The sequence below is a fragment of the Piscinibacterium candidicorallinum genome, assembly GCF_047549485.1.
Taxonomy (GTDB): Bacteria; Pseudomonadota; Gammaproteobacteria; order Burkholderiales; family Burkholderiaceae_C; genus Piscinibacterium; species Piscinibacterium candidicorallinum.
Map to the genome: position 1 here is coordinate 401,079 of NZ_CP180191.1, position 22,839 is coordinate 423,917.

22 protein-coding genes and 1 riboswitch are annotated in these 22,839 nt (G+C 65.9%); of the genes, 20 read left to right on the forward strand and 2 right to left on the reverse strand.

The window, feature by feature from the left end; all coding sequences use genetic code 11:
* The first annotated feature begins 129 nt into the window (after positions 1 to 129).
* From metK to ACMDW7_RS01900, 9 genes are all read left to right on the forward strand, one after another.
* On the forward strand, positions 130 to 1,311 hold the full coding sequence (metK, locus tag ACMDW7_RS01860; RefSeq protein WP_377306096.1) for a methionine adenosyltransferase: 1,182 nt from the start codon (positions 130 to 132) through the stop codon (positions 1,309 to 1,311).
* A gap of 380 nt (positions 1,312 to 1,691) precedes the next feature.
* Positions 1,692 to 2,312, forward strand: a complete 621-nt coding sequence (locus ACMDW7_RS01865) for a hypothetical protein (RefSeq protein ID WP_377306094.1) — start codon at positions 1,692 to 1,694, stop codon at positions 2,310 to 2,312.
* Positions 2,313 to 2,363: 51 nt separating this feature from the next.
* Positions 2,364 to 2,439, forward strand: a riboswitch (S-adenosyl-L-homocysteine riboswitch).
* Positions 2,440 to 2,529: 90 nt separating this feature from the next.
* A complete protein-coding gene (ahcY, locus tag ACMDW7_RS01870; protein WP_377306092.1) occupies positions 2,530 to 3,954 on the forward strand; it encodes an adenosylhomocysteinase in 1,425 nt (474 codons plus the stop codon).
* A 69-nt stretch (positions 3,955 to 4,023) separates the two neighbouring features.
* Positions 4,024 to 4,374: a phage holin family protein gene (locus ACMDW7_RS01875; RefSeq protein WP_054126892.1), complete on the forward strand. Its 351-nt coding sequence runs from the start codon at positions 4,024 to 4,026 to the stop codon at positions 4,372 to 4,374.
* A gap of 10 nt (positions 4,375 to 4,384) precedes the next feature.
* Complete coding sequence (locus ACMDW7_RS01880) at positions 4,385 to 5,164, forward strand: TlyA family RNA methyltransferase (protein WP_377306090.1); 780 nt, start codon at positions 4,385 to 4,387, stop codon at positions 5,162 to 5,164.
* 63 nt (positions 5,165 to 5,227) lie between these two features.
* Positions 5,228 to 6,079, forward strand: a complete 852-nt coding sequence (gene metF, locus ACMDW7_RS01885) for a methylenetetrahydrofolate reductase [NAD(P)H] (protein ID WP_377306088.1) — start codon at positions 5,228 to 5,230, stop codon at positions 6,077 to 6,079.
* Between the two features lie 42 nt (positions 6,080 to 6,121).
* Positions 6,122 to 7,633, forward strand: a complete 1,512-nt coding sequence (locus ACMDW7_RS01890) for an HD-GYP domain-containing protein (protein WP_377306086.1) — start codon at positions 6,122 to 6,124, stop codon at positions 7,631 to 7,633.
* Positions 7,633 to 8,892 (forward strand): EAL domain-containing protein, encoded by a 1,260-nt coding sequence (locus ACMDW7_RS01895; protein ID WP_377306084.1) that lies wholly within the window; start codon positions 7,633 to 7,635, stop codon positions 8,890 to 8,892. The genes ACMDW7_RS01890 and ACMDW7_RS01895 overlap by 1 nt, the downstream gene beginning before the upstream one ends.
* An 800-nt stretch (positions 8,893 to 9,692) precedes the next feature.
* A complete protein-coding gene (locus ACMDW7_RS01900; RefSeq protein ID WP_414859590.1) occupies positions 9,693 to 10,322 on the forward strand; it encodes an outer membrane protein in 630 nt (209 codons plus the stop codon).
* Here ACMDW7_RS01900 and ACMDW7_RS01905 read toward each other — a convergent pair.
* A complete protein-coding gene (locus ACMDW7_RS01905) occupies positions 10,290 to 11,321 on the reverse strand; it encodes a LytTR family DNA-binding domain-containing protein (protein ID WP_377306080.1) in 1,032 nt (343 codons plus the stop codon). The two genes, ACMDW7_RS01900 and ACMDW7_RS01905, sit on opposite strands and share 33 nt — an antisense overlap.
* 377 nt (positions 11,322 to 11,698) lie before the next feature.
* Positions 11,699 to 13,081, reverse strand: a complete 1,383-nt coding sequence (locus tag ACMDW7_RS01910; RefSeq protein WP_377306078.1) for an amidase — start codon at positions 13,079 to 13,081, stop codon at positions 11,699 to 11,701.
* Between the two features lie 19 nt (positions 13,082 to 13,100).
* Between ACMDW7_RS01910 and ACMDW7_RS01915 the strand changes: the two genes are divergently transcribed.
* The 11 genes from ACMDW7_RS01915 (at position 13,101) to dksA (ending at position 22,698) form a co-directional block, all read left to right on the forward strand.
* Positions 13,101 to 13,559, forward strand: coding sequence for a TfoX/Sxy family protein (locus tag ACMDW7_RS01915; protein ID WP_377306076.1), 459 nt, complete (start codon positions 13,101 to 13,103; stop codon positions 13,557 to 13,559).
* A gap of 471 nt (positions 13,560 to 14,030) precedes the next feature.
* Positions 14,031 to 14,738, forward strand: a complete 708-nt coding sequence (locus ACMDW7_RS01920; protein WP_377306074.1) for an alpha/beta fold hydrolase — start codon at positions 14,031 to 14,033, stop codon at positions 14,736 to 14,738.
* Positions 14,739 to 14,786: 48 nt separating this feature from the next.
* Entirely contained in the window at positions 14,787 to 15,638 is an 852-nt protein-coding gene (dapF, locus tag ACMDW7_RS01925; RefSeq protein ID WP_377306072.1) for a diaminopimelate epimerase, read from the forward strand.
* On the forward strand, positions 15,635 to 16,333 hold the full coding sequence (locus ACMDW7_RS01930; RefSeq protein WP_377306070.1) for a DUF484 family protein: 699 nt from the start codon (positions 15,635 to 15,637) through the stop codon (positions 16,331 to 16,333). The genes dapF and ACMDW7_RS01930 overlap by 4 nt, the downstream gene beginning before the upstream one ends.
* A 13-nt stretch (positions 16,334 to 16,346) precedes the next feature.
* The gene (locus ACMDW7_RS01935; RefSeq protein ID WP_377306068.1) at positions 16,347 to 16,961 is read left to right on the forward strand and encodes an MOSC domain-containing protein; all 615 of its coding nucleotides are present in this window, start codon (positions 16,347 to 16,349) and stop codon (positions 16,959 to 16,961) included.
* Positions 16,962 to 16,970: 9 nt separating this feature from the next.
* Positions 16,971 to 17,963 carry a tyrosine-type recombinase/integrase gene (locus tag ACMDW7_RS01940; RefSeq protein WP_377306066.1) on the forward strand — a complete coding sequence of 331 codons (993 nt, stop codon included), beginning with the start codon at positions 16,971 to 16,973 and terminating at the stop codon, positions 17,961 to 17,963.
* A gap of 194 nt (positions 17,964 to 18,157) precedes the next feature.
* A complete protein-coding gene (locus ACMDW7_RS01945; RefSeq protein ID WP_377306064.1) occupies positions 18,158 to 19,360 on the forward strand; it encodes a class I SAM-dependent rRNA methyltransferase in 1,203 nt (400 codons plus the stop codon).
* Positions 19,357 to 20,307 carry a DUF1853 family protein gene (locus ACMDW7_RS01950; RefSeq protein WP_377306062.1) on the forward strand — a complete coding sequence of 317 codons (951 nt, stop codon included), beginning with the start codon at positions 19,357 to 19,359 and terminating at the stop codon, positions 20,305 to 20,307. Before ACMDW7_RS01945 ends, ACMDW7_RS01950 begins: the two co-directional genes overlap by 4 nt.
* A 307-nt stretch (positions 20,308 to 20,614) precedes the next feature.
* Positions 20,615 to 20,743, forward strand: a complete 129-nt coding sequence (locus ACMDW7_RS01955; RefSeq protein WP_377306060.1) for a hypothetical protein — start codon at positions 20,615 to 20,617, stop codon at positions 20,741 to 20,743.
* Between the two features lie 258 nt (positions 20,744 to 21,001).
* Positions 21,002 to 22,051, forward strand: coding sequence for a CobW family GTP-binding protein (locus tag ACMDW7_RS01960; protein ID WP_377306058.1), 1,050 nt, complete (start codon positions 21,002 to 21,004; stop codon positions 22,049 to 22,051).
* 260 nt (positions 22,052 to 22,311) lie between these two features.
* Positions 22,312 to 22,698, forward strand: a complete 387-nt coding sequence (gene dksA / locus ACMDW7_RS01965) for an RNA polymerase-binding protein DksA (protein WP_377306181.1) — start codon at positions 22,312 to 22,314, stop codon at positions 22,696 to 22,698.
* Positions 22,699 to 22,839 lie beyond the last annotated feature (141 nt).

The window sequence follows — 22,839 nt, forward strand, 5'->3', positions numbered from 1 at the left end:
TTCGGACAACTTGCGGGGCGCCGGCGAGCACGAGAGTGTATTCGCGCCAAATTCCGCTAAAGCGTTCGCCCGTTTGAGAGACCAAGCCGGCGGCGCAAGACCAACGGCATGATGTTCTGGAGCTCTCACGTGGCCTCTTCTGATTTCCTCTTCACTTCCGAATCCGTCTCCGAAGGTCATCCAGACAAGGTGGCCGACCAGATCTCGGACGCCATCCTGGATGCGATCTTCACGCAGGATCCGCGCAGCCGCGTGGCTGCCGAGACCCTGTGCAACACCGGTCTGGTGGTACTCGCCGGCGAGATCACGACCAACGCGCACGTGGACTACATCCAGGTGGCACGCGACACGATCAAGCGCATCGGCTACGACAACACCGAATACGGCATCGACTACAAGGGCTGCGCGGTACTGGTCGCTTATGACAAGCAGAGCAATGACATCGCGCAGGGCGTGGACCATGCCAGCGACGACTACCTGAACATCGGCGCCGGTGACCAGGGCCTGATGTTTGGCTACGCCTGTGATGAAACGCCAGAGCTGATGCCCGCGCCGATCTACTACGCGCACCGTCTGGTGGAGCGCCAGGCCCAGCTGCGCAAGGACGGCCGTTTGCCCTTCCTGCGCCCGGACGCCAAGAGCCAGGTGACCATGCGCTACGTGGACGGTAAGCCGCACAGCATCGACACGGTGGTGCTGTCCAGCCAGCATGCGCCCGAAATGAGCGACGGCAAGAAGATGAAGCCGGAGTTCATCGAGGCCGTGATCGAGGAGATCATCAAGCCCAGCCTGCCGGCCGAATGGCTCAAGGACACCAAGTACCTGATCAACCCGACCGGCCGCTTCGTCGTCGGCGGCCCCCAGGGTGACTGCGGCCTGACAGGCCGCAAGATCATCGTCGACACCTACGGCGGAGCCTGCCCGCACGGCGGCGGCGCATTTTCCGGCAAGGACCCCTCCAAGGTCGACCGCTCGGCCGCCTACGCCGCCCGCTACGTGGCCAAGAACATCGTTGCAGCCGGCCTGGCACGCCAGTGCCAGATTCAGGTGGCTTACGCCATCGGTGTGGCCCGCCCGATGAACGTCACGGTCTACACCGAGGGCACCGGCGTTATCTCCGACGACAAGATCGCTGCGCTGGTGAACGAGCACTTCGACCTGCGTCCGAAAGGCATCATCCAGATGCTCGATCTGCTGCGCCCGATCTACAGCAAGACCGCCGCCTACGGCCACTTCGGCCGCAACGAGCCCGAGTTCACTTGGGAGCGTACGGATAAAGCTGCGGCCCTGCGGGTTGCAGCCGGCCTGTAAGGCCGCCGCGCAACTCGCGGTATCCGTACGCGGGCGACACTCATATCGCGAAGCGATGTGAGTGGAGACCAAAAGCGCTGGTGCAAGCGCTGCGTGCAGCGGCCGGGCTGAAGTGAGCCCGGCAAGCGCGAAGCGCCGGCCTCGCGGCTTGGGGAGGAGTTCATGTTTGCGAAAGCAAACGTGAACGCAGACCACGAGGCTGCAGCCGGCCTGTAAGGCCCGGCGCGCACCGGCGGTATCCCTATGCGGGCTACGCGCATATGGCGAAGCGATGTGCGCGGCGTCCCCGTGTTGCGCTTACGTCAAACGTCCGATCAACGCGGTCTCCAGGCACCAATTCGCAGCATTCGGGCCATTGCCGATCGGCGTAATCTGCCCGGATGCGAATCCCCCACTTCCTGGAAGCGGCCGTGCTGGATTTGCGCGCCTCGCGCCGCAAGCAGAACGCGCTGCTCAATGAGTTTCGCGATGATCCGCGTCTGCAGCAGCTGGCCACTGCGGGCGCGCAAGTCGCCGCGCGCGTGCCGGATCAGCCGTTGACCCTCAGCGAAGGCGAGCGCGCCTTCTGGACCATCCACGACGACGAAACGCTCGAGGCCTTCCTGTACTCGGAGCTGCTGCCCACGCTCGACAGCCATCTGTCTCAGGCGCAGTGGCTGCGCCTGCCGCTGGGCTATCTCCCGCTGTACCTGGTGTTGAGCTTTGAGCGACGCCGGCTGTTTGAGGGCTGGGCTGCCGCGCGTGAATTGCCCGGCAACCGCCTGCAATATGTGTCCGAGGCGTATGGGGTACTTGGCCTGCATGAGGAAGCGATGGCGCTCTTCCAGGTGCGCAAGCGACTTGACGAAGATGCACTTGCCCATGGGCGCGAAACGGGCGATGCGGATCTGCAGGCGGCCTATGCGCAGCGCGCCAATCCGTTTGCAGATGGCCAGGTCCGGGGCGCGCACATTCTCAAATTTGTCCGTCGCAGCCCGCGCCTGTATGCCGCAGAAAGCTGAAGACGCGCTGCGTGCCATGACAAGCATGCGCGCAGCCCGATAAACTATCGTCATTCCAAGGAGCGCTGCGACAGCCCGGATTGATCGAGGCTGCCAGGCTTGGACGTTTTAACGGCGCTCACCATCTCCCGGTTTCCGGGCACGCGATGGTGGGTGCGACCAATCCCCCCGAAGTACAGCGTGTCCCCGGACCGGCTTTTGCCTGGAGCCTGAAGACATGAACGCTGTGACTGACCTCAAGACCTTCACCGACTACGTCGTGGCCGACATCGGCCTCGCGGAGTGGGGCCGCAAGGAAATCAAGATTGCCGAGACCGAGATGCCTGGTCTGATGGCCATCCGCGACGAATACGCTGCCAAGCAGCCCCTAAAAGGCGCGCGCATCACCGGCAGCCTGCACATGACCATCCAGACCGCGGTGCTGATCCAGACGCTCGAAGCGCTGGGCGCACAGGTTCGCTGGGCCTCGTGCAACATCTTCTCCACGCAGGACCACGCTGCCGCCGCCATTGCTGCCAACCGCACGCCGGTGTTCGCTGTGAAGGGCGAAACCCTGGAGCAGTACTGGGACTACACGCACCGCATCTTTGAGTGGGCCGACGGTGGCTACTCGAACATGATCCTCGATGACGGCGGCGACGCGACCCTGCTGCTGCACCTCGGCGCCCGTGCAGAGAAGGACATCAATGTCCTCGGCACGCCGGGCAGCGAAGAGGAGCGCATCCTGCACGCCTCCATCCGCGCCACCCTGGCCAAGGACCCCACCTGGTACTCCAAGCGCCTGGCGGCCGTGATCGGTGTGACCGAGGAAACCACCACCGGCGTGCACCGCCTCAAGGAAATGGCGGCCAACGGCTCGCTGCACTTCCGTGCGATCAACGTGAACGACTCGGTGACCAAGTCCAAGTTCGACAACCTCTATGGCTGCCGCGAGTCGCTCGTGGACGGCATCAAGCGCGCCACAGACGTGATGATCGCCGGCAAGGTGGCCGTGGTGGCCGGCTATGGCGACGTGGGCAAGGGCAGCGCCCAGGCACTGCGTGCGCTGTCGGCCCAGGTCTGGGTGACCGAGTGCGATCCGATCTGCGCCCTGCAGGCCGCCATGGAAGGCTATCGCGTCGTCACGATGGACTACGCCGCCGACAAGGCCGATATCTTTGTGACGGCCACCGGCAACAAGAACGTCATCACCTACGCCCACATGGCCAAGATGAAGGATCAGTCCATCGTCTGCAACATCGGTCACTTCGACAACGAGATCGACGTCGCCACGCTTGAGGCCAAGTGCCAGTGGGAAGAGATCAAGCCCCAGGTGGACCACGTGATCTTCGAGGATGGCAAGCGCATCATCCTGCTGGCCAAGGGGCGTCTGGTGAACCTGGGCTGCGGCACGGGCCACCCGAGCTACGTGATGTCCTCCAGCTTTGCCAACCAGGTGATCGCCCAGATCGAGATGTACTCGCACAGCGACTACTACGAAAAGGGCAGGGTGTACGTGCTGCCCAAGCACCTCGACGAGAAGGTCGCCCGTCTGCAGCTCAAGAAGCTCGGCGCGATGCTGACCGAGCTGTCCTCCGAGCAGGCGGCGTACATTGGTGTGCAGGTCGAAGGCCCCTACAAGCCTGACACCTACCGCTACTGATCGCGCCCATGCGCGGTGCTCGCCGGCTTCGCCCGGCGAGCACCTCGCTCACACCGAGGGAGATTTGCCATGAGACTGTTGCTGGTCTGGGTACTGAACGCCTGTGCATTGCTGGCTGTGGCCTATCTGATGCCGGGCATCCACGTCACCTCGTTCTGGTCGGCACTGATCGCGGCGGCCGTCCTCGGTGTGGTCAACACGCTTGTACGCCCTGTGCTGGTGCTGCTCACGCTGCCCGTGTCCGTGCTGACCCTCGGCCTGTTCTTGTTTGTGCTCAACGGCCTGCTGTTCTGGGCTGCGGGCTCGGTGCTGGACGGCTTCAAGGTGGACGGATTCTGGGTCGCGGTGTTCGGCGCTATCCTGTACGGCATCATCGGCTACCTGCTGTCGATGCTGATCCCGGCCAAGGGCAAGGGCTGATCGCCCCGCCATGCGCGCCGACAAGCTGCTCGTTGTCCGCGGGCTGGTGCCTTCCCGCACTCTGGCGGCCCGACTGATCGAGAGCGGCCAGGTCGAACACGAACTGGCCGGGCAGTGGCAAGCGATCCGTCGTGTTGCTGATGAACTGCCGGACGACGCCGGTCTGCGCCTGCAGCAGGCGGCGCCGGAGCTGCGCTACGTCTCGCGCGGCGGCCTGAAGCTCGAAGGCGCCTTGTCTCGCACGCAGCTCGATGTCCGCGGACTGCATTGCCTCGATCTGGGTCAATCCACTGGCGGCTTCACCGATTGTCTGCTGCAGCGAGGTGCCGCACGGGTGACCGGTCTGGACGTGGGCCACGGGCAACTGGATGCGCGCCTGCGTGCTGACCCCCGGGCGCAGGCCTTTGAGGGCATCAACGTTCGCGAGCTGCCCTCAAGCCCGTTCGCGGCGCAGGTGCCGCAAGCCAGCATGAATCTGCTGGTGGTCGACGTGTCTTTCATCTCGCTCGCGCTGGCGCTGCCGCCGGTCCTGCCCTGGCTTCGGTCTGATGCCCACGTGCTCGCACTGGTCAAGCCGCAGTTCGAGGCAGGGCGCGCCTGGATCGAGAAGCACGGTGTGGTCACAGCGCCGGAGGCCCACGAGGCTGTCCGGGCCAGCATCATGCAACTCTGTATCGCGCACAAGCTCGAGGTGCGGGACTACTTCTACAGCCCTCTGCTCGGCGGAGGGCACGGCAACGCCCAGGGCAACCGCGAGTTTTTCGTGCACGCCGTCATGCGCACAAACTGAAGCCAACGACTGAACCGAACCAAGCGCCGTACCCGCTTCGAGCGGCGCGGTCACCAAGCCACCATGAAACTGCCTGCCATCAGCTTTGAGTTCTTCCCCCCCAAGACACCCGAGGGTCGCAGCAAGCTGCAAGCCACCCGACAGACTCTGGGAGCCTACGGTCCGGAATACTTCTCCGTCACCTTCGGTGCCGGTGGCTCGACGCGCGAAGGCACGCTGCAGACCGTGCAGGACATCCTCGCCGCTGGCCAGATGGGCGTGCCGCACCTGTCCTGCGTGGGCGCCGAGCGCGCTTCGCTCAAGGCCTTGCTGCAGGAGTATCAGGCCCTGGGTGTGAGGAAGATCGTCGCCCTGCGCGGCGACCTGCCCTCGGGCTACGGCATGGGCGGCGAGTTCCGCTACGCCCGCGACCTCGTCGAGTTCATCCGTACCGAGTTCGGTAAAGCCTTCGAGATTTGGGTGGCGGCTTACCCGGAGTACCACCCACAGTCCCGAAGCCCGGCCGACGATATCGCTCGCTTTGCCGACAAGATCAAGGCCGGAGCCAGTGGTGCCATCACCCAGTACTTCTACAACACCGACGCCTACTTCCACTTTCTGGAGCAGATCTCGGCGCAGGGCGTGGACGTCGAGCGCACGCCGATCGTGCCGGGCGTGATGCCGATCGCCAGCTTCACCCAGTTGGCCCGTTTCTCGGACGCCTGCGGCGCGGAGCTGCCGCGCTGGATGCGCGCCAAGCTGGCCAGCTACGGTGACGACGTGGAGAGCATCCGCGCTTTCGGCACTCAGGTGGTGGCGGATCTGGTGGACCAGTTGGCTGCCGTGGAGGCCCCGGCCCTGCATTTCTATACCCTGAATCAGCCGGGACCGACTGCAGCGGTTCTCGACGCGGTGGGATACAGTAGGCGGTCTTGACCAACCGTTGGCGCGCTCCGGCAGCGCCATCCCGCAGCACACGTGAGCCGCCCCGCCCACTGGATTGAAGTCCCTGTTGAGCAGGCCCGAGAGGGTCTGTTTGTGGCTGAACTGGATCGGCCCTGGGACGAAACACCCTTCATGCTGCAGGGCTTCCTGCTGGACGCAGACGCGCTGTCCGTGCTGCAGCAGCATTGCCGCATGGTGGTCGTGGACCCCAGCCGGTCCGATGATGCAGCGCTGCGGGCCCTGCCCGCGCCGCTGGTCAGCGCTTGGTTCGCCGAGCCGGTCAAACGCGTCAAGTCGGCCAACACCGTGGCCCCAGACCCTGTGCAGCCGGGCTGGGCTGCATCCTTGGCGGCCCTAATCGGTGGCCTGTTTGGCGCCGCGTCCGGCCCGAGCCTGGAGCGCCCGCGCCGGCTCGCCCCGGGAGAAGAGCTTGATGCGCCGCACCGCAGCAGACCGCCGGGCTTCGGCCTGTTAATGACCCTACTGGGGCTCTTTGAACGGCGCACTACCGAGATCAAGCCGCGCGCTGCTGCAGAACGTTTGGCGCAGATCCCGGCGGATCAGCCACTGCTGGTCTATCCCACAGCGCAGCCGATCAGCGCTGCGGCGCTCAAGGACGCGACCGCTGGCATTGCGCGGGTCGGTGCGGTGGCCGAGCGCCTGTTTGCCGAAGATGGGGGCGCGGCCGAGCTGGAGGTCTCCGAGCTGCGCGCGGCAATAGACGAATTGTCTGATGTGGTTGTGCGCAGCCCTGATGCTGCCATGTGGATGGCCCGCATGCGCGACTACGACAGTGTGGCCTATGCGCGTTCGCTCAAGACCTCGGTCATCCTGATGACTCTGGCGCGACACATCGGCTTTCCCAAGCATGAGTTGCAGCAGCTGGGCATGGTCGGCATGCTGCTGGATGTGGGCAAGCTGGCCCTGCCGCGCGAGCTGCTGGACACGCCGGGCCCGCTGGATGAGGCTGCGCTGGCGATTGCGCGGACGCATGTGACGGAGAGCGTCAAGATGCTCGAGTCCGACCCCGAGGTCGCGCCAGCCGTGCTGCGCGCGGTGGGCGAGCACCATGAGCGCCTGAACGGCTCCGGCTACCCCGGCGGGCTCAAGGACCGCGGCATCTCCATCTTCGGCCAGCTCGCCGGTCTGGTGGACGTGATGGTGGCACTGACCTCGCCGCGGCCTTATGCCAAGACCTTCTCCACCTACGAGGCAATGATGCATCTGTTCGATGCTGCCGACGAAGGCCAGTTTCATGGCCCGCTGGTGGAGCAGCTGGTGCAGTCCGTCGGCCTGTTCCCGGTGGGTTCCCTGGTGGAGCTCTCCAACGGCGAGGTCGCGGCCGTCTCCGGCCACAACCCGATCCGCCGCCTGGAGCCCAAGGTATTGGTGCTGACCAACACCAGCCAGCAGCCGCTGCCTTCGCCCTTCGAGCGCGACCTGTTGTACCGCCCGGTGGATGCCGGCGGCCGGCCGATCCACATCGTGCGTGCGCTGCCGGTCGGCGCCTACGGCGTGGACCCGCGACAGTTCTATCTGGGCTGATGTACGTCGTGGATCAGGTGTTTGTCCCCGGCGAGTTCTCCGAGCGCGTGAGTGCCGCGCTCGCGCAGTGCCAGGCGGGTCGGGCCATGGTTATCGCCCTGCGTCTGGACCGGGCGGATTATGTCGAGGCCGAACTCGAACAGGCCGATGCCGGCACCCTGTCCACCACGCTCGAATTCACCCTGCGCGGCCTGCTGCAGGAGCAGGACGCGCTGCTGATGCCCAACCCGGGCGAGGTCTGGCTCTGGTTCCCGCGCATGGCCTCGCGCGCTGTGGCCACCGTGGCCACGCGCCGCCTGCTGGAAACCGTGCGCCAGATCAGCGTGGACCGCGGCGTGGCCGTGCGCGGCAGCGCCGGCATTGCCGTCTGGCCCGAGCATGGCGAAGACCTCGCCAGCCTGCTGCGCGCCGCCCGACGCACCGCCGTGCAGGCACAGACCGCGCACGAGCCGATCGCCTTGGTGACGGCCGGTGGCAGCGAGGACACGGCGCTGCAGGATCGCGAGTCGATCGCCGCCTTGCTCAACATCAACGACATCGAAGTGCACCTCCAGCCCATCGTGCCCATGCGCACGGGCGGCGCCCTGGCCGCCGAGGCGCTGCTGCGGCTGCCCCCCACCTGGGCCAAACGCTACACGGCCTATGAATTCGTGCGTACGGCTGAGCGGGCAGGCCTGTCGGTCTCGCTGCTCAAGGCGGTGCTCAACGCCACGGCGCGGGCCGTGACCGAGCTGGCAGACAGCGGGCTGCAGCTGGACGTATCGATCAATGTCTCGCCCGACGCGCTGCGCGAGCCGCTGCTGCCAGACATCATCGATCAGACGCTCTCGATCTGGCGTGTGCCCGCGCGCACGGTCTCGCTCGAGGTGACAGAGGGCTCGCTGATCGAGAACACCGAGCAGGCGGCGCGGCATCTGTCGGCCCTGCGCGTGCGCGGCTTTGCCATTGCGATCGATGACTTCGGCACCGGCTTTTCCAGCCTGGCCTACCTGCAGCGCCTGCCGCTGTCCAAGCTCAAGATCGATCGGCTGTTTGTCGCCGACATGCTGCACAACAAGTCCAGCCTGGCGATCGTGCGCACCGTGATCGAACTGGCGCACAACTTCGGCCTGACCGCGATTGCCGAGGGCGTGGAAGACCGCCCGACGCTTGAGGCCCTGCGCAATCTCGGGATCGATGCCGTGCAGGGCTATGTGTATTCCCCCGCCCTGCCGCCGCCGGAGTTTCTGGCTTGGGCGCGGGCCAACGCGCGAGCGTAGCTGCGCGATATCGACTTAGGTTCACGCTTGAGCGTCCAAGAAATCGGGATTCCGAGAGCTTTGGGACTAGCAGGGAACGTCCACCGATGAAAGTACACGCCTGCAGTTTTGACCTTGAGACGTCCCAATACGCTGATGGATCGCGCTGCTGATCCGGGGTGTCACGCGTCAAGCTATGCAACGGTTTGACTTGCGGGGGCGCGGAGGCCAATCGGATGGAAGCAGCTCAGTTCACTGATTGCCCCAGCCGGGCTGAACTGTGTTTTGGCTCAGATCAACTACGTCGCGCTTGAGTCCTCCGCTGCCTATTTCGGCTTGGTGCGAACTCCAATCTTCGCCGGTGCTGCTGACGTGCGCTACTGCGACGCATAGGAGGGCGCCTTGCTGGGCGCCGTGCAGCAATGCACAGCCTTGTCGCGAGTGCGGAACCCGGGGCAAGCAGGGCGCGGCCGATTTGCTGGTCGGCGCGACAGCTCTTGCTAGTTGCGTTCCACTGCCCCGAGCTTACTGGTCTGCTGATCACCGTTCGAAATTCAGGTAAAGCTCAGGTGCCACCCATCGGGTTCCGTTTCCGGGTTCAAGTGCCGAAAGTACCCACAGAGACTTGGCATCTAGCAACCGAGACCGTCCGTTGGTTCAAAGCCCCTACCGTTGGTGCAAAGTCTCTCGCATGCAGTGTCGACACTCCCTATCTTGCGTTGGCCGTCATCACTCGACGGTCTTCCAAACAACCTTATAGGGTTTTCGTTATGTCCAAGCGTTTCTCCTCCTTTTTCCTTGGCCCCTTGCTCTGTGCTGGCTTGCTCCCCGCCGACGCGCAAGCTCAGACAGAGCCGAAGGGCCTCTACGCGACTTTGTACGGGCAATACAGCAAGATCGGCTCCTCGACCGTAAATGAAACCGGTGCACGGGGTGCCGGCAACAGTCTGCGTGCGGAGTTCGATAGTGGATCGGGCTGGGGCGGCGACATCGGTTGGCGCTATGGCAACGGCTGGGCGGCAGAACTCGAGTGGAACTACCGCAGCCACTCACTCAACGGTCTGCGCCTCGGCGGTGCCAACTTCACGCGAGATGGCGACTTCGCGTCGAATATCCTGATGGTCAACGGGTTGCGCCGCTTTCCGTCGACTAGTACGTGGACGCCGTACCTCGGCGCTGGGATCGGATGGGTTCAGGAGATCGACATCGATGTGAAGCCCGACACCGGTGGCACCGAACGCAGCTACTCGGCCAGCAGCAAGTTCGCGTTCCAGTTGATCGCCGGTGTCGAGTATGCACTCACGCCTCAATGGCGCATGACTGCCGACGCGCGCTGGCTGCGCGTCGGGTCGGTTCGACTGGACAACGAGGTTGGCAACTCAGGTGGCACCGTGGGTCCGTTGACCTACAACCCGTTGTCAGTGCAAGTCGGTGTGCGGTACAGCTTTTGATGCACCGTCAATGCGGTACTTGGCGCCGTCTCCGAACCGAGCGAGCACTTCAGCGCGGCGGCGGCGGCTGACCGGAACCTCGCAGCCGTCGCTCATCAGACACACCGCCCCAGTGGCGGTGCGCCTGACGCTGATGACGTGGTCGCAGGCGATCCACCAAGAGCGGTGCACACGCAAGCCTTGCGCTCCACCCTCGTCCTCGACGTCGGCCAAGGTGCCGAGAATGAGCGCGCAACCACGCGTTGTCCAGACGCGCAAGTACTGCAGCTCAGATGCAACTGCAATCACGTCCGTTCCCATTTCGGTAGGTAGCCGCTCGCACCAACTCGGACTGATCGGGGCAGAGAACGTGCCAGCAGCGATCGCTACGGGGGTAGCTGGGTCGCTCGAGGCTACGTCATTAGGTACTACGTTCAATCCAATAGGACTGTGGATTTGCGGCGCGGTGCCAACCGTGGACTCGACCCCGGCGCACGGGCTACACCCCAGTGCTGCGGCTGGCTGCGAAACGGCAGAGCGAACCTCCGCGTGCAGCAGCGGCGGCACAAGCCAGTGGAGGCGGGGCAAACAGATCAAAGCCCAAGCCATCGTCACCGGGATCACAATGTCGAAAAACTCCGCCAGAACTTGTCCACCTAAAGTGGGGCTGATCGAGCCGTCGTCGTCGGGCCGTGCAGGATAGCCAAGCCACTGTTGCATCAGCCCTTCGCCAATCAGCCAGTACAACGGAGCGAGCACGATCGAGCCAAATACTGCGGATAACAGTACGAGGGCCCAGCTGGGCATGCGGCTGGCGCCAAACCGGCGTGTCAGCAGATACAGCAACGATTGCAGAACGAGCAGCCCCGATGCAATTTGAAGAACCCAGAACAAGAGGCGGGCGGCCCATGGTGCCGTAAATCCCACGTCTGGATCCAGACTCACCAAAAGCGCGACCAGCGCCAGCCCGGTGACCGTCAGATAGCGCGTGATTCCAGTCGCGTTCGCCTCGATCGGCATCAGCAGTCAACGCGAAGCTGAGGGCAGCGCAGAATGCACCTCAATGGAATTCGCACCTTCGAGGCCTGCTGCGCAACGCCTTGATGTCCATTAACTCGACGAGACTGTCGCTTTGGGACGTGCGCCAATGTCAAGTGCTCCAAACCATACGAATGCTAGCGACGCGTTGCGGACCAGGGTGCTGCTTGACCTCCCCGCACGTGGATACCAGTACGAAGGAGCGACCGTGCACTGCTTGCTGGCATTCCCAAACGCAACACGCCTGTCTACATATCTGCCGAATTGTATTGATGGACTTTTTGTCGGCTGCGCGGTCCTCTGGGAACCCCGTCGGACGGGTTCGGCGTTTGTTCAGGGTCGGTCCTTAGTAACCATCTCTAGCGTGAGGGCGTGCTGCAAGCCACCGCCAGCAGGGCCTCGGCTGCCAGGCCGATGGATGCTAGCGCTTCGTCATGCAGCGCCGGTGCACCCAGCATCAGGCCAGCAGGCAGTCCGCCGGTCGCCATCGGCAGGCTGATCGCGCAACCATCCAGCAAATTGAATAGCAGGGTGTTGCGCAGCATCAGCCGGTTGGCCGCGAAGTAGGCGGCGTCCTCGGCCAGCGCTGCAATCGGTGGCGCGACCATCGGCACGGTGGGCATCACGAAGGCATCAAAACCCTGCAGCCCGGCCTGCACGGCATCCTGCCAGCGGCGGCGGGCGGTCAGCGCGGCGGCATAGTCCAGCGCGCTGATCTGCGCCCCGCCCGCAATGCGCGTGGCCACGCGCGGGTCATAGGCGGCCGCTGCGCGGGCCAGCAGCGGCGCGTGCCACTGAAAGCTTTCGTGGGCCGCAATCACGCCCTGCGCCGCGAGCGCCGCGTCGGCAAAGGGCGCAAAGGGCGCGCGGGTGATCTGCACACCAGCCGCCTGCAAGCGCGCGAGGCTCGCCTCGAAAGCGTGTGCGACGGTCTCGTCCAGGCTGTCCAGCACCACGGTGGTAGGCGCGAGCAGGCGGATCTGCCCGGGTGCGGGCGGTGTCGGGCGCAGCGGTGCATCGGCCAGCACGGCGTCGATGCGCAGGCAGTCTGCGAGCGTGTGCGCGATCGGGCCAATCGAATCGAGGCTCGCCGCCAGCGGCAGGCAGCCATCCATGGGCACGCGCCGCGCCGTGGGTTTGAAGCCGACCAGCCCGTTGAGCGCCGCCGGAATGCGCACCGAACCGCCGGTGTCGGTGCCCACGGCCGCCAGCCCGACACCAAGGGCCACACCCACGGCCGCTCCGGACGACGAGCCGCCAGGAACACGCGGCAGACCCTCATCGAGCGCCGAGCCGGCGGCATTGGCCGGTGTGCCCCAGTGCGGGTTGAGACCGAGGCCCGAATAGGCGAACTCCGTCATGTTGGTGGTGCCGATGATGGCCGCGCCGGCTGCGCGCAGGCGCGCGACGATGGTCGCGTCGCGCTCGGCCGGCGCCGCGGCGGCGGGTCCGTCGAGCAGGACCTTCGAGCCGGCGGTGGTGATGCTGCCCGCCACGTCGAAGAGGTCCTTCACCGTGACTGGCGTGCCGCCGAGCGCGCCGGCAGACTGCGTGGCCGGCGCCTCAAAGTGGCGGATCAGCACATGGGCCGCCCGCGGGTCTGTCGCGGCCTGCTGCGCCTGCGCCCAAGCGGCTTCGGGCGTGGTGTCGCCCGCCGCGAAGCGTGTCAGCAGGCTGTCGATCCGGCTGGCCGGTTCGGCCGCGGCAGATGTACCGTGCGGGGGTTTGCTGTGCGCGTCCATCCACGGATTTCATCACGCCATGTCGCCTGCTGCGCCTGCCCGGACGGGCATGTCCACCGACCCCTTCATCGACCACGTCCTCGAGCTGCTGGCCCTGGCCGCGGCGGGCGCACCACTGAAGGCGAGGCGCATGTTCGGCGGCTGGGGCATTAGCTGGGACGGACTTTCGATCGCCATCGTCGCAGACGGCCGCTTCTATCTGAAGACCGACGCACAGACCCAGGCGCAGTTCCGCGAGGCCGGCTGCGCGCCTTTCACCTACGAGGCGAAGGGCAAGCGCATGGAGATGAGCTACTGGACCCCGCCTGACGAGGCCATGGATGCCGCTCATCTCATGACGCCCTGGGCACGCCGAGCCATCGAGGCTGCGCTGCGCGCGGCCAATGCAAAGAACGCAGTCAAGCCGACCGTCCGCAAGGCCGCGGCCAGGAAAGCCCCAGCAAAGAAGTCGCCCGCCCAGAAGGGCCGCGGCGTCTGAGGGGCGCCTGAAAGCCAGAAGTGCTTTCCGCTTGTCTGATGCGGCTCTTCAGCCGTTTTGCCTTGGAAAGCCGCATGGATATTGGTTCTAGGATTGCTAGTGCCCAGCTGCGAGCGAGCGCCTGCCAGCGCGAGCCCCGTTGCGCCACTGACTCGGTCTAATGCCACGGTGAGCGACTTTCTTTTGGTTCACGGTGCCTGGCACGGCGCATGGTGTTGGCGCGTTTCAGGGGAATTCGCCGAGCATGCTCGGCACCCTGAAACGAGCGAGCGCCTGCCAGCGCGAGCCCCGTTGCGCCACTGACTCGGTCTAATGCCACGATGAGCGACTTCCTGTTGGTTCACGGCGCCTGGCACGGCGCATGGTGTTGGCGCGTTTCAGGGAATTCGCCGAGCATGCTCGGCGCCCTGAAACGAGCGAGCGCCTGCCAGCGCGAGCCCCGTTGCGCCACTGACTCGGTCTAATGCCACGATGAGCGACTTTCTTTTGGTTCACGGTGCCTGGCACGGCGCATGGTGTTGGCGCGATGTCCTGCCGCGCCTGCGTCATGCAGGCCACACGGCCCATGCGGTGACGCTGACCGGGGTGGGCGAGCGCGCGCATCTGCTCAGCCCCGCGGTCACGCTTCAGACGCACATCGATGACGTCATCGGCGCCATCGAGGCCGAAGAACTGCAGGACGTGATCCTGGTGGGCCACAGCTATGCCGGCCTGCTGATCACGGCCGTGGCCGACCGGCTGGGTGATCGCATCCAGACCCTGGTCTACGTGGATGCAGTGGTGCCTGCGCCGGGCGAAAGCTGGTCGTCCACGCATACGCCGGAGACGGTGGCTGGGCGTCTGGATACGGTGCGCGCCACGGGTGGGCTGTCCCTGCCACCGCCGGACGCGAGTGTCTTCGGGCTTGCGGGCGAGGCGCGCGACTGGGTGAACCGCCGCCAGACGCCACACCCCTTCGCCGTGTATCAGGCGCCAGTAGAGTTTGATGCCCTGCGGGTCGGGCGCCGCCGCCGCGTGTTCATCGACTGCACCCAGCCCGCGCTGGCCACGATCGCCGAAAGCCGGCGCCGGGTGCAGCGCGAGCCAGGCTGGCAGGTGCTGGAGCTGGCCACCGGCCATGATCCGATGGTGAGCACGCCGGCCGCCCTGTCAGAACTGTTGCTTGCGCAGGCCGACTGAGGCCGGGCGCCGCAAGCGCGCTGCAGGCCGATGGGATAATCCCGCGCCATGAGATTGCAGTTCACGAAGATGCAGGGCGCCGGCAATGACTTTGTCGTGCTCAATGCACTTCAGCGGCCACTCGATCTGAGCGCCGATCAATTCCGCAGGCTGGCCGACCGGCGCTTTGGCGTGGGCGCAGACCAGTTCCTGATCGTGGGCCCGCCGGCCGATCCCGCCCACGACTTTTCCTATCGCATCGTCAATGCCGATGGCGGCGAGGTGGAGCATTGCGGCAATGGTGCGCGCTGCTTTGTGCGCTACGTGCGCGAGAAGGGCCTGACGAGCAAGGCCAGCGTGTTGGTGGAGGTGAGCTTCGGCGTGATCGAGCTCACCGAGGCAGCAGACGGCAGCGTGACCGTACAGATTGCCGTGCCGCGCTTTGCGCCGGCCGACATTCCCTTCAACCCGAACGGCCTGAGCACACGCAGCCAGGGTGCGAGCACGCTCTATGGTTTGCCGGTGGGTGAGCACACGCGCTGGGTGGGCGTAGCCAATCTGGGCAACCCGCATGCCGTGCAGGTGGTGGACGACGTGGACCGCGCACCGGTCGAGCTCGAAGGCCCGCTGATCGAGGCGCATGCCGCCTTTCCGGCGCGGGTCAATGCAGGCTTCATGCAGATCATCGATTCGCAGCACATCCGCCTGCGCGTATTCGAGCGCGGCGTGGGCGAAACCCTGGCCTGCGGCACGGGCGCGGTGGCGGCGGTGGTGTGCGGGATTCAACAGGGGCTGCTGAAGAGCCCGGTCACGGTGGAGGCGCGCGGTGGCGTGCTGGCCGTGCGCTGGGCCGGGCAGGGCGAGATGGCATATCTGAGCGGTCCGGCCGTGACCGTGTTTGAGGGGGAAGTGGATCTATGAGTACGGAATTCGGTCTGCAGGTGCTGGCCTATCTGCGTGAGCATCCGGAGTTCTTTGACGAGCACGCGGAGCTCTTTGCCAGCCTGACCGTGCCCAACCCCCATGGCGGCCGCGCGGTAAGCCTAATCGAGCGCCAGCTCATGGCGGTCAAGGAAAAGAACAAGCAGGTTGAGCTGCGTCTGGCGGAACTCATCCGAATCGGCCGCGAGAACGAGGTCATCGTCGACAAGTTCACCACCTGGACGCGCAGCCTCGTGGCGGCGCGCCATGCGCGCGATCTGCCCGGGCTGGTGGAAGGCGGCGTGGGCCGTCACTTCACCGTGCCGCTGACCGCACTGCGCGTCTGGGGGGTGATGCCCGAGCACCAGGGCCTGGACGCCGCCCGTCCGGTGGCTGAGGACGTGAAGAGTTTCGCGCACAGCCTGATGGGCCCGTATTGCGGTGGCAATTCCGGCTTTGCCGCGGCCAGCTGGCTGCCTGGCGAGGCCGCCAGCATCGCGTTGCTGCCCCTGCGTGTGGGCGCCGCGCCCGAGGCCTTTGGCCTGCTCGTGCTCGGCTCACCCGATCCGCAGCGCTTCCGCGACGACATGGGCGTGGAGATGCTCGCCCGCATTGCAGAGATCTGCTCGGCCGCGCTGGCCCGGCTGCTGCCTGAAAGCGGCCCGGCGGTTGCCGCCCCCACGCTGACGCACTGAGCGGGCACCGACCATGACCGAAGCCGCTGCGCTCGCCCACCCGCACGCCGCGGCGGATGCAGACGGGCAGGGCGGCGCGGCGCCCGGCGTCGCGCGCGTTGAGTCGGTGGCGGCGCATGGCAGCCATGCCTTTTCCAAGACGGTGCAAGCCGGCATCGAACTGCTGGTCGGGCTGGGTGTGGCCGGCGACGTCCATGCCGGCGTGACGGTCAAGCACCGCTCGCGCGTGGCCAAGGACCCCACGCAGCCCAATCTGCGTCAGGTGCACCTGATCCATGCCGAGCTGCTGGACCATCTCGCCGCACAGGGCTTCACGGTGCGGCCGGGCGACCTGGGCGAGAACCTGCTCACGCGCGGCATCGATCTGCTGGGGCTGCCCACCGACGCCGAGCTGCAGATCGGCCCCGTGGCCCGCATCCGCATCACCGGCCTGCGCAACCCCTGCGCGCAGATCGACCGCTTTGCGCCGGGGCTGATGAGCGCGCTGCTGGACCGTGCCGCCGACGGCAGCCTGATCCGCAAGGGCGGCGTGATGGCCGTGGTGCTCGCCTGTGGCCCGGTGCGTGCGGGCGATGCGATCACGATTCACCTGGCGCCGGGCGAGCATCGGCCGCTCGCGCCGGTCTGAAGCCGACCCATGGCCGCCGCGCAGCCCAGCACCGAGCGCCCCGAACTGCCCGCCAGTGTCCATGCGTGGCTGGATCATCTGCGCGTGGAACGCCGCCTGGCGCCCCGCACGCTGGACACCTACGCCATTGACCTGACGAGTCTGGCCGCCGTGCTGCCCGTGGCGCTGGACGCCGTGGCCGAGCACCATCTGCGCAGTGCGCTGGCGCGCCTGCATGCGGGCGGAATGACGCCGCGTTCGCTGGCCCGGCTGCTGTCGGTGGCGCGCGGCTTCTACCGCTGGCGCATGCTTTCCGGCGCCCGGGCCGACAACCCGGCCCAGGGCCTGCGCGCGCCCAAGGCGCCCAAGCGCCTGCCCAAGGCCCTGGCCGTGGACGCCACCGCCGGTCTGCTCGATGCCGCGCAGGCAGCCGTGCAGGCCGTTCAGACAGCAGACCCGCAGCAGGACGAGCCGAAGCAACAGGCCCTGCGCCTGCGCGACGCGGCCATGTTCGAGTTGCTGTATTCCTCCGGCCTGCGTCTGGCCGAACTGATCGGCCTGGATGTGATTGCCAGCGATACGGCGGCCGGCTGGGTGGATGCCCAAGCGGCCGAGGTGCATGTCACCGGCAAGGGCGGCAAGCGGCGCATGGTGCCGGTGGGCGGCAAGGCACTCGACGCGCTGCGCGCCTGGCTGCCCGCCCGGGTGCTGCTGGCCCATGCGCAGTGCACGGCGCTGTTTGTGGGCGCGCGCGGCGAGCGCATCGCTCAGGGCACGGTACGTCTGGCGCTCAAGCAGCTGGCGCAGATGAGTCAGCTGGGCCAGCACGTGCACCCCCACATGCTGCGCCACAGCTTTGCCAGCCACGTGCTGCAAAGCAGCGGTGACCTGCGCGCCGTGCAGGAGCTCATGGGCCACGCCAGCATCGCCGCCACGCAGGTCTACACCCAGCTGGACTTTCAGCATCTGGCCAAGGTCTACGACGCAGCGCATCCGCGGGCGAAGAAGCCTGGTGAAAAATAGGTCTTTTTCGGACATAATTATCGATGGCAATGAATGGCCAGAGAATTCCTAAAGAAGCGCGGAAAGTCGATTTCAACCCATTCATAATCCGTTGATTTCGGCCAATTTCATGTCGTTCGGTTGGTTGTGCTGATCGGTGCAGGTGAGGTGCAGCGCTACGCGGCGCGCCGGCGCTCAGCGGCGAAAATGCGCGCATGACCGCCACCCTCATCCTCAAGCCGGGCAAGGAAAAGAGCCTGCAACGCCGCCACCCCTGGGTCTACGCCACCGCCGTGGCCCGGGTCACGGGCAACCCCGGGCTGGGCGAGACCGTCAAGGTGCTCAGCCACGAGCAGCGCTTCCTGGCCTGGGCGGCCTACTCCGAGCAGAGCCTGATCCGCGCCCGCGCCTGGAGCTTTGTCGAGGGCGAGGTGATCACGGCCGACTTCATCGCCCGGCGCATTGCGGCGGCCGTGGCGCGCCGCACGGGACTGGCCCGCGTCAGCAACGCGATCCGTATTGTCTTTGGCGAGGCCGATGAGCTGCCGGGTCTGGTGGCGGATCAATATGGCGACACGGTCGTCATCCAGTGCATGGCCGCCGGCATCGAGCGCTGGAAGGCCGAGATCGTCACAGCCCTGGTGGCCGCCACCGGCTGCAAGACAGTCGTGGAGCGCAGCGACGCCGCTGTGCGCGGCCGCGAAGGCCTGCCCGAAATCGTGGCCGTGCTACATGGCGAGCTGCATAACCCGGTGGAAGTCACCGAGAACGGCGTGCGCTACACGGTGGATGTGCTCAAGGGCCACAAGACCGGCTTCTACGTTGACCAGCGCGACAACCGGGCCCTGGCCGCAGAGATCGTGGCGAGCCTGCTTGCTCAGGGCAAGCAGCCGCGCGTGCTCAACTGCTTCTGCTACACGGGCGGGTTCTCGCTGGCGGCGCTCGGTGCCGGCGCGACGCAGGTGGTGAGCGTGGACTCCTCGGCCGAGGCCCTGGCCACCGGTCAGGCGCAGGCGGCGCTCAACGGCTTTGACGCTGCGCGTTCCGAGTGGCGCTGCGAAAACGTCTTCGACACGCTCAAGGCCCTGGCCGCCGAGGGTCGCGAGTTCGACCTGATCGTGCTCGATCCGCCCAAGTTCGCGCCCAGTGCCAACCACGTGGACAAGGCCGCGCGCGCCTACAAGGAGATCAACCTCAAGGGCATGAAGCTGCTGGCCTCCGGCGGACACCTGCTGACATTCTCCTGCTCCGGCGCCATCAGCGTGGACCTGTTCCAGAAGATCGTGGCCGGCAGCGTGATCGATGCGCGCGTGGACATGCAGCTGCTCAAGCGCCTGGCGGCCGGCATCGACCACCCCATGGCCATGACCCACCCCGAGGGTGAATACCTCAAGGGGCTCTGGCTGCGCCGCATGTGAGCGCGCCACGCTTGGTGCAGCAGGACGAATTGGACGAACTGGGCCCGCCGCGCTGGCTGCACGATCTGCGCTGGCTGCTGCTGAGCCCGCCGCTGCTCAGTACCGCACCCGGGACCTTCAGTGCGCCGGTCTTTGCCTTCAGCGCCGCCGAGCGCGCGCTGATCGAGCGCTGGCTCGACGACCCGGCCACGGCCGCGCTGCCCGAACCTTCGCCGCGCACGGCGGATGGCTCGCGCCGCATACCGCTGGGGCGCTGGTGCGAACGGCTGATCGAACACTTCCTGCGCCACGGGCCCACGCACCGGCTGGCGGCGGCCAACCTGCCGCTGCGTCAGGCCACGGTAGCCGGCAGTGACCACACCACGGCTGGCGAGATCGACTTCCTGCTCACCGATGCGGCCGGCCAACCCTGGCATTGGGAGCTGGCGGTGAAGTATTTCCTCTGCCATGCGCCGTGCGAGGTGGCTGCGGCGCAAGACTTCATCGGGCCGGATGGCGCGGAAACGCTGGAAAGCAAGCTTGAGAAACTCTTTGGCCGGCAGCTTGCGCACCGCCCGCCCGCGCCCTGGGATGGGCAGGCCTGGCAGCCCGCGGCCTTCACCCGCGGCTGGATGTTCTACCGCCACGGCCAGCCCGCGCCGATCTGCCCGCTGCTGGCCGCGGACCATCTGTGCGGCTGGTGGCTGCCGGCGTCCGAGCTGCCAGCGTTTGCCGCGGCGCGCGGCAGCCGCGCCTTTCGCCTGCTGGACCGTGTCGACTGGCTGGGCAGCACCCGCGCCAGCGCTGTGCTCGCCCCGGCCGAGGTGGCCACCGCGCTTCAGGCCCAGTGGCAGCGCCCCCGGCCCCCCGGCGCGCGCCGCTGGCCCAGCGCGCTGATGCTGGCCGAGGTGGACGCCACGGGCGCCGAGCGTTCGCGCGGGTTTGTGCTTCCCGGTGCAGGCGTCTGAGGACCGTATCGCGCATCGGGTGCGGGTTTTCGGGCCTTTTTGTGCCATGAGCCGCGCGGGATGGGCTTCTCGAACGGCTAACCGAGGTTTGATGCACTTGCTCAGCCTGAATGCAGTGAAAAGCCGCGCCAGACAAGCGAGACCGTTTTCCGGCCTCAGCGCGCCCGCCGCCCGTCCGGCCGGCCCAAGGCGGTTCGCGCCGGCAGGGGCAGAGCATGTAAACTTGTTGGTTCAACGTTGAAAACCTTCGGCAAATCAGTGGCTTGCGTGCAGGCTGCCTGCGCCGACCCCATCTGGAACATTCATCATGGCTGAACGCAAACGCAATCGCCGCAACACGCTCGAGCGTCGTTGCCTGGGCAAGGCTTACAAGCGCCTGTTCAACGGCGCACCGAAGTCGATCTTCAAGATGTTGGAGAAGATTAAGAAAGCCTGAGCTTTCTTAATCTTCCAACACGCCCGTTTGGGGCACCCCCTTCCCGTTCCCCCGCCCGGCGGGGGAAAGCCTGGGGCGGCTTCAACTGAACAAAGGCCGCGCCTGATCAGCGCGGCTTTTGTTTTCAGCGCGGTTTTCTGCGCGCGGTGCTTTGTTTGCCCTCGCGTGTTTGTGTTCTTTTGTTGAATTGCGGGCTTGCACGAACGCGCGCCAGCCCCATATCCGCTACTTTGCGCCCTCGCAATTTGGAGCGAACCCATGAGTGGTGATGCAAGCGTTGTGGCCGCGCAGGCCGTGGCCAGCGCCCAGGCTGCCAAGATGATTCCCGTGACCATCCTCACAGGCTTTCTCGGTGCGGGCAAGACCACGCTGCTCAATCGCATCCTGACCGAACGCCATGGCGAGAAGATCGCCGTGATCGAGAACGAGTTCGGCCAGGAAGGCATCGACAACGAGATCCTGGTGCAGGAGGCCAACGAGCAGATCATTGAGATGAACAACGGCTGCATCTGCTGCACCGTTCGTGGCGATCTGGTGAAGATCCTCAACGACCTGTATGCCAGGAAGAAAAGCGGCTCGCTGCAGTTCGACCGCGTGCTGATCGAAACGACAGGTATGGCTGACCCCGGCCCCGTCACCCAGACCTTCTTCATGGATGACGACGTGGCCGACCGCTACCTGCTGGATGCTGTCATCACCGTGGTCGATGCCAAGCACGGCTGGAACACGCTGGACGCCCAGAAGGAAGCGCAAAGCCAGGTAGGCTTTGCCGATCGCATCCTGATGAGCAAGGTCGATGTGGCCGAAGCCGAACAGGTCACGGTGCTCAAGCAGCGCATCAAGCAGATGAACCCGCGCGCGCCGATCACCGAAGTCCACTTCGGCCAGGCCGACATCAAGGAGCTGCTGGACATCCGCGGCTTCAACCTGAACAGCATTCTCGAGATCGATCCCGAGTTCCTGACCAGCGACAAGCATGCCCATGACGGCAGCGTGCACAGTTTCGTCTTTACCAGTGACAAGCCCCTCGATGGCGCACGGCTCGAAGAGTTTCTGTCCGCGATTCTTCAGGTTTACGGCAATGACCTGCTGCGCTATAAGGGCGTGCTTTGGCTGGACGGGGTCGAGCGCCGGATGGTGTTCCAGGGCGTGCACATGATGATGGGCGCCGACGCGGGCAAGCCCTGGCAGGCCGGCGAGAAGCGGTCCAGCAAGATGGTTTTCATCGGGCGGAAGATGCCTGTGCAGGTCATCATGGATGGCCTGAGGCAGTGCGAGATCGGCGCAGGCAAGGCGATCAGAAAGTAATGACCCGGGCGGTCAGACACGAGCAGACAGAACGCAGTACACAAGCAGGTGCATGTCAGCGAGCAGATCAACTGCCCGCTCACAAGTGAAGATTCAAAGCAGTTCGAGGTGGGAGAAACAGAACAATGGCGACCGCAAAGACAACCGCTGCCAAGGCACCGGCAGCCAAGCCGGCCGCAAAGTCCGAGGCTGAGAAGAAGCCCGCAAAGGGCGCCGTGGGCGCAGGCAAGGGCAACGACTGGGTTCCGACCGACGCTGAGATGCTGGCCATGGGCGAGGCCGACTACATGAACGCCGCCCAGTTGCGCTACTTCAAGTCCAAGTTGCAGGAGATGGAGCGTCAGATTCTCTCCAACGCCGACGAGACCGTGGAGCACCTGCACGAGAACGTGATCGTCCCCGATCCGGCGGACCGCGCCACCATCGAGGAAGAGCACGCACTGGAGCTGCGTACGCGCGACCGCGAGCGCAAGCTACTCAAGAAGGTGCAGCAGTCGATCCAGCGTATCGACGCCGGCGACTACGGCTGGTGCGAGGAAACCGGTGACCCCATCGGCGTGGCCCGTCTGATGGCCCGCCCGACGGCCACGCTTTCTCTGGAGGCCCAGCAGCGCCGCGAGATCCGCCAGAAGATGTACGGAGACTGATCGGTACGCGGTTTCGCCGAACGACGGGGCGCGGAACACGCGCCCCTTTTTCATGTCTGAGCGTCCACGCTCGGGGGCAGCATCTCGAAATCGGCACCCGCGCAGCCCACATCTGCCGGCCCGTGCAGCCGCCATCTCCCA

What these genes read in the sequence shown, in the direction of transcription:
- dapF (WP_377306072.1), top strand. Translation starts at nt 14,787, where the DNA reads ATGAGATTGCAGTTCACGAAGATGCAGGGCGCCGGCAATGACTTTGTC.
- ACMDW7_RS01905 (WP_377306080.1), bottom strand. Translation starts at nt 11,321, where the DNA reads ATGCCGATCGAGGCGAACGCGACTGGAATCACGCGCTATCTGACGGTC.
- ACMDW7_RS01960 (WP_377306058.1), top strand. Translation starts at nt 21,002, where the DNA reads ATGAGTGGTGATGCAAGCGTTGTGGCCGCGCAGGCCGTGGCCAGCGCC.
- dksA (WP_377306181.1), top strand. Translation starts at nt 22,312, where the DNA reads ATGCTGGCCATGGGCGAGGCCGACTACATGAACGCCGCCCAGTTGCGC.
- ahcY (WP_377306092.1), top strand. Translation starts at nt 2,530, where the DNA reads ATGAACGCTGTGACTGACCTCAAGACCTTCACCGACTACGTCGTGGCC.
- ACMDW7_RS01930 (WP_377306070.1), top strand. Translation starts at nt 15,635, where the DNA reads ATGAGTACGGAATTCGGTCTGCAGGTGCTGGCCTATCTGCGTGAGCAT.
- ACMDW7_RS01895 (WP_377306084.1), top strand. Translation starts at nt 7,633, where the DNA reads ATGTACGTCGTGGATCAGGTGTTTGTCCCCGGCGAGTTCTCCGAGCGC.
- ACMDW7_RS01910 (WP_377306078.1), bottom strand. Translation starts at nt 13,081, where the DNA reads ATGGACGCGCACAGCAAACCCCCGCACGGTACATCTGCCGCGGCCGAA.
- ACMDW7_RS01880 (WP_377306090.1), top strand. Translation starts at nt 4,385, where the DNA reads ATGCGCGCCGACAAGCTGCTCGTTGTCCGCGGGCTGGTGCCTTCCCGC.
- ACMDW7_RS01935 (WP_377306068.1), top strand. Translation starts at nt 16,347, where the DNA reads ATGACCGAAGCCGCTGCGCTCGCCCACCCGCACGCCGCGGCGGATGCA.
- metF (WP_377306088.1), top strand. Translation starts at nt 5,228, where the DNA reads ATGAAACTGCCTGCCATCAGCTTTGAGTTCTTCCCCCCCAAGACACCC.
- ACMDW7_RS01865 (WP_377306094.1), top strand. Translation starts at nt 1,692, where the DNA reads ATGCGAATCCCCCACTTCCTGGAAGCGGCCGTGCTGGATTTGCGCGCC.
- ACMDW7_RS01955 (WP_377306060.1), top strand. Translation starts at nt 20,615, where the DNA reads ATGGCTGAACGCAAACGCAATCGCCGCAACACGCTCGAGCGTCGTTGC.
- ACMDW7_RS01940 (WP_377306066.1), top strand. Translation starts at nt 16,971, where the DNA reads ATGGCCGCCGCGCAGCCCAGCACCGAGCGCCCCGAACTGCCCGCCAGT.
- ACMDW7_RS01945 (WP_377306064.1), top strand. Translation starts at nt 18,158, where the DNA reads ATGACCGCCACCCTCATCCTCAAGCCGGGCAAGGAAAAGAGCCTGCAA.
- ACMDW7_RS01915 (WP_377306076.1), top strand. Translation starts at nt 13,101, where the DNA reads ATGTCGCCTGCTGCGCCTGCCCGGACGGGCATGTCCACCGACCCCTTC.
- ACMDW7_RS01875 (WP_054126892.1), top strand. Translation starts at nt 4,024, where the DNA reads ATGAGACTGTTGCTGGTCTGGGTACTGAACGCCTGTGCATTGCTGGCT.
- ACMDW7_RS01920 (WP_377306074.1), top strand. Translation starts at nt 14,031, where the DNA reads ATGAGCGACTTTCTTTTGGTTCACGGTGCCTGGCACGGCGCATGGTGT.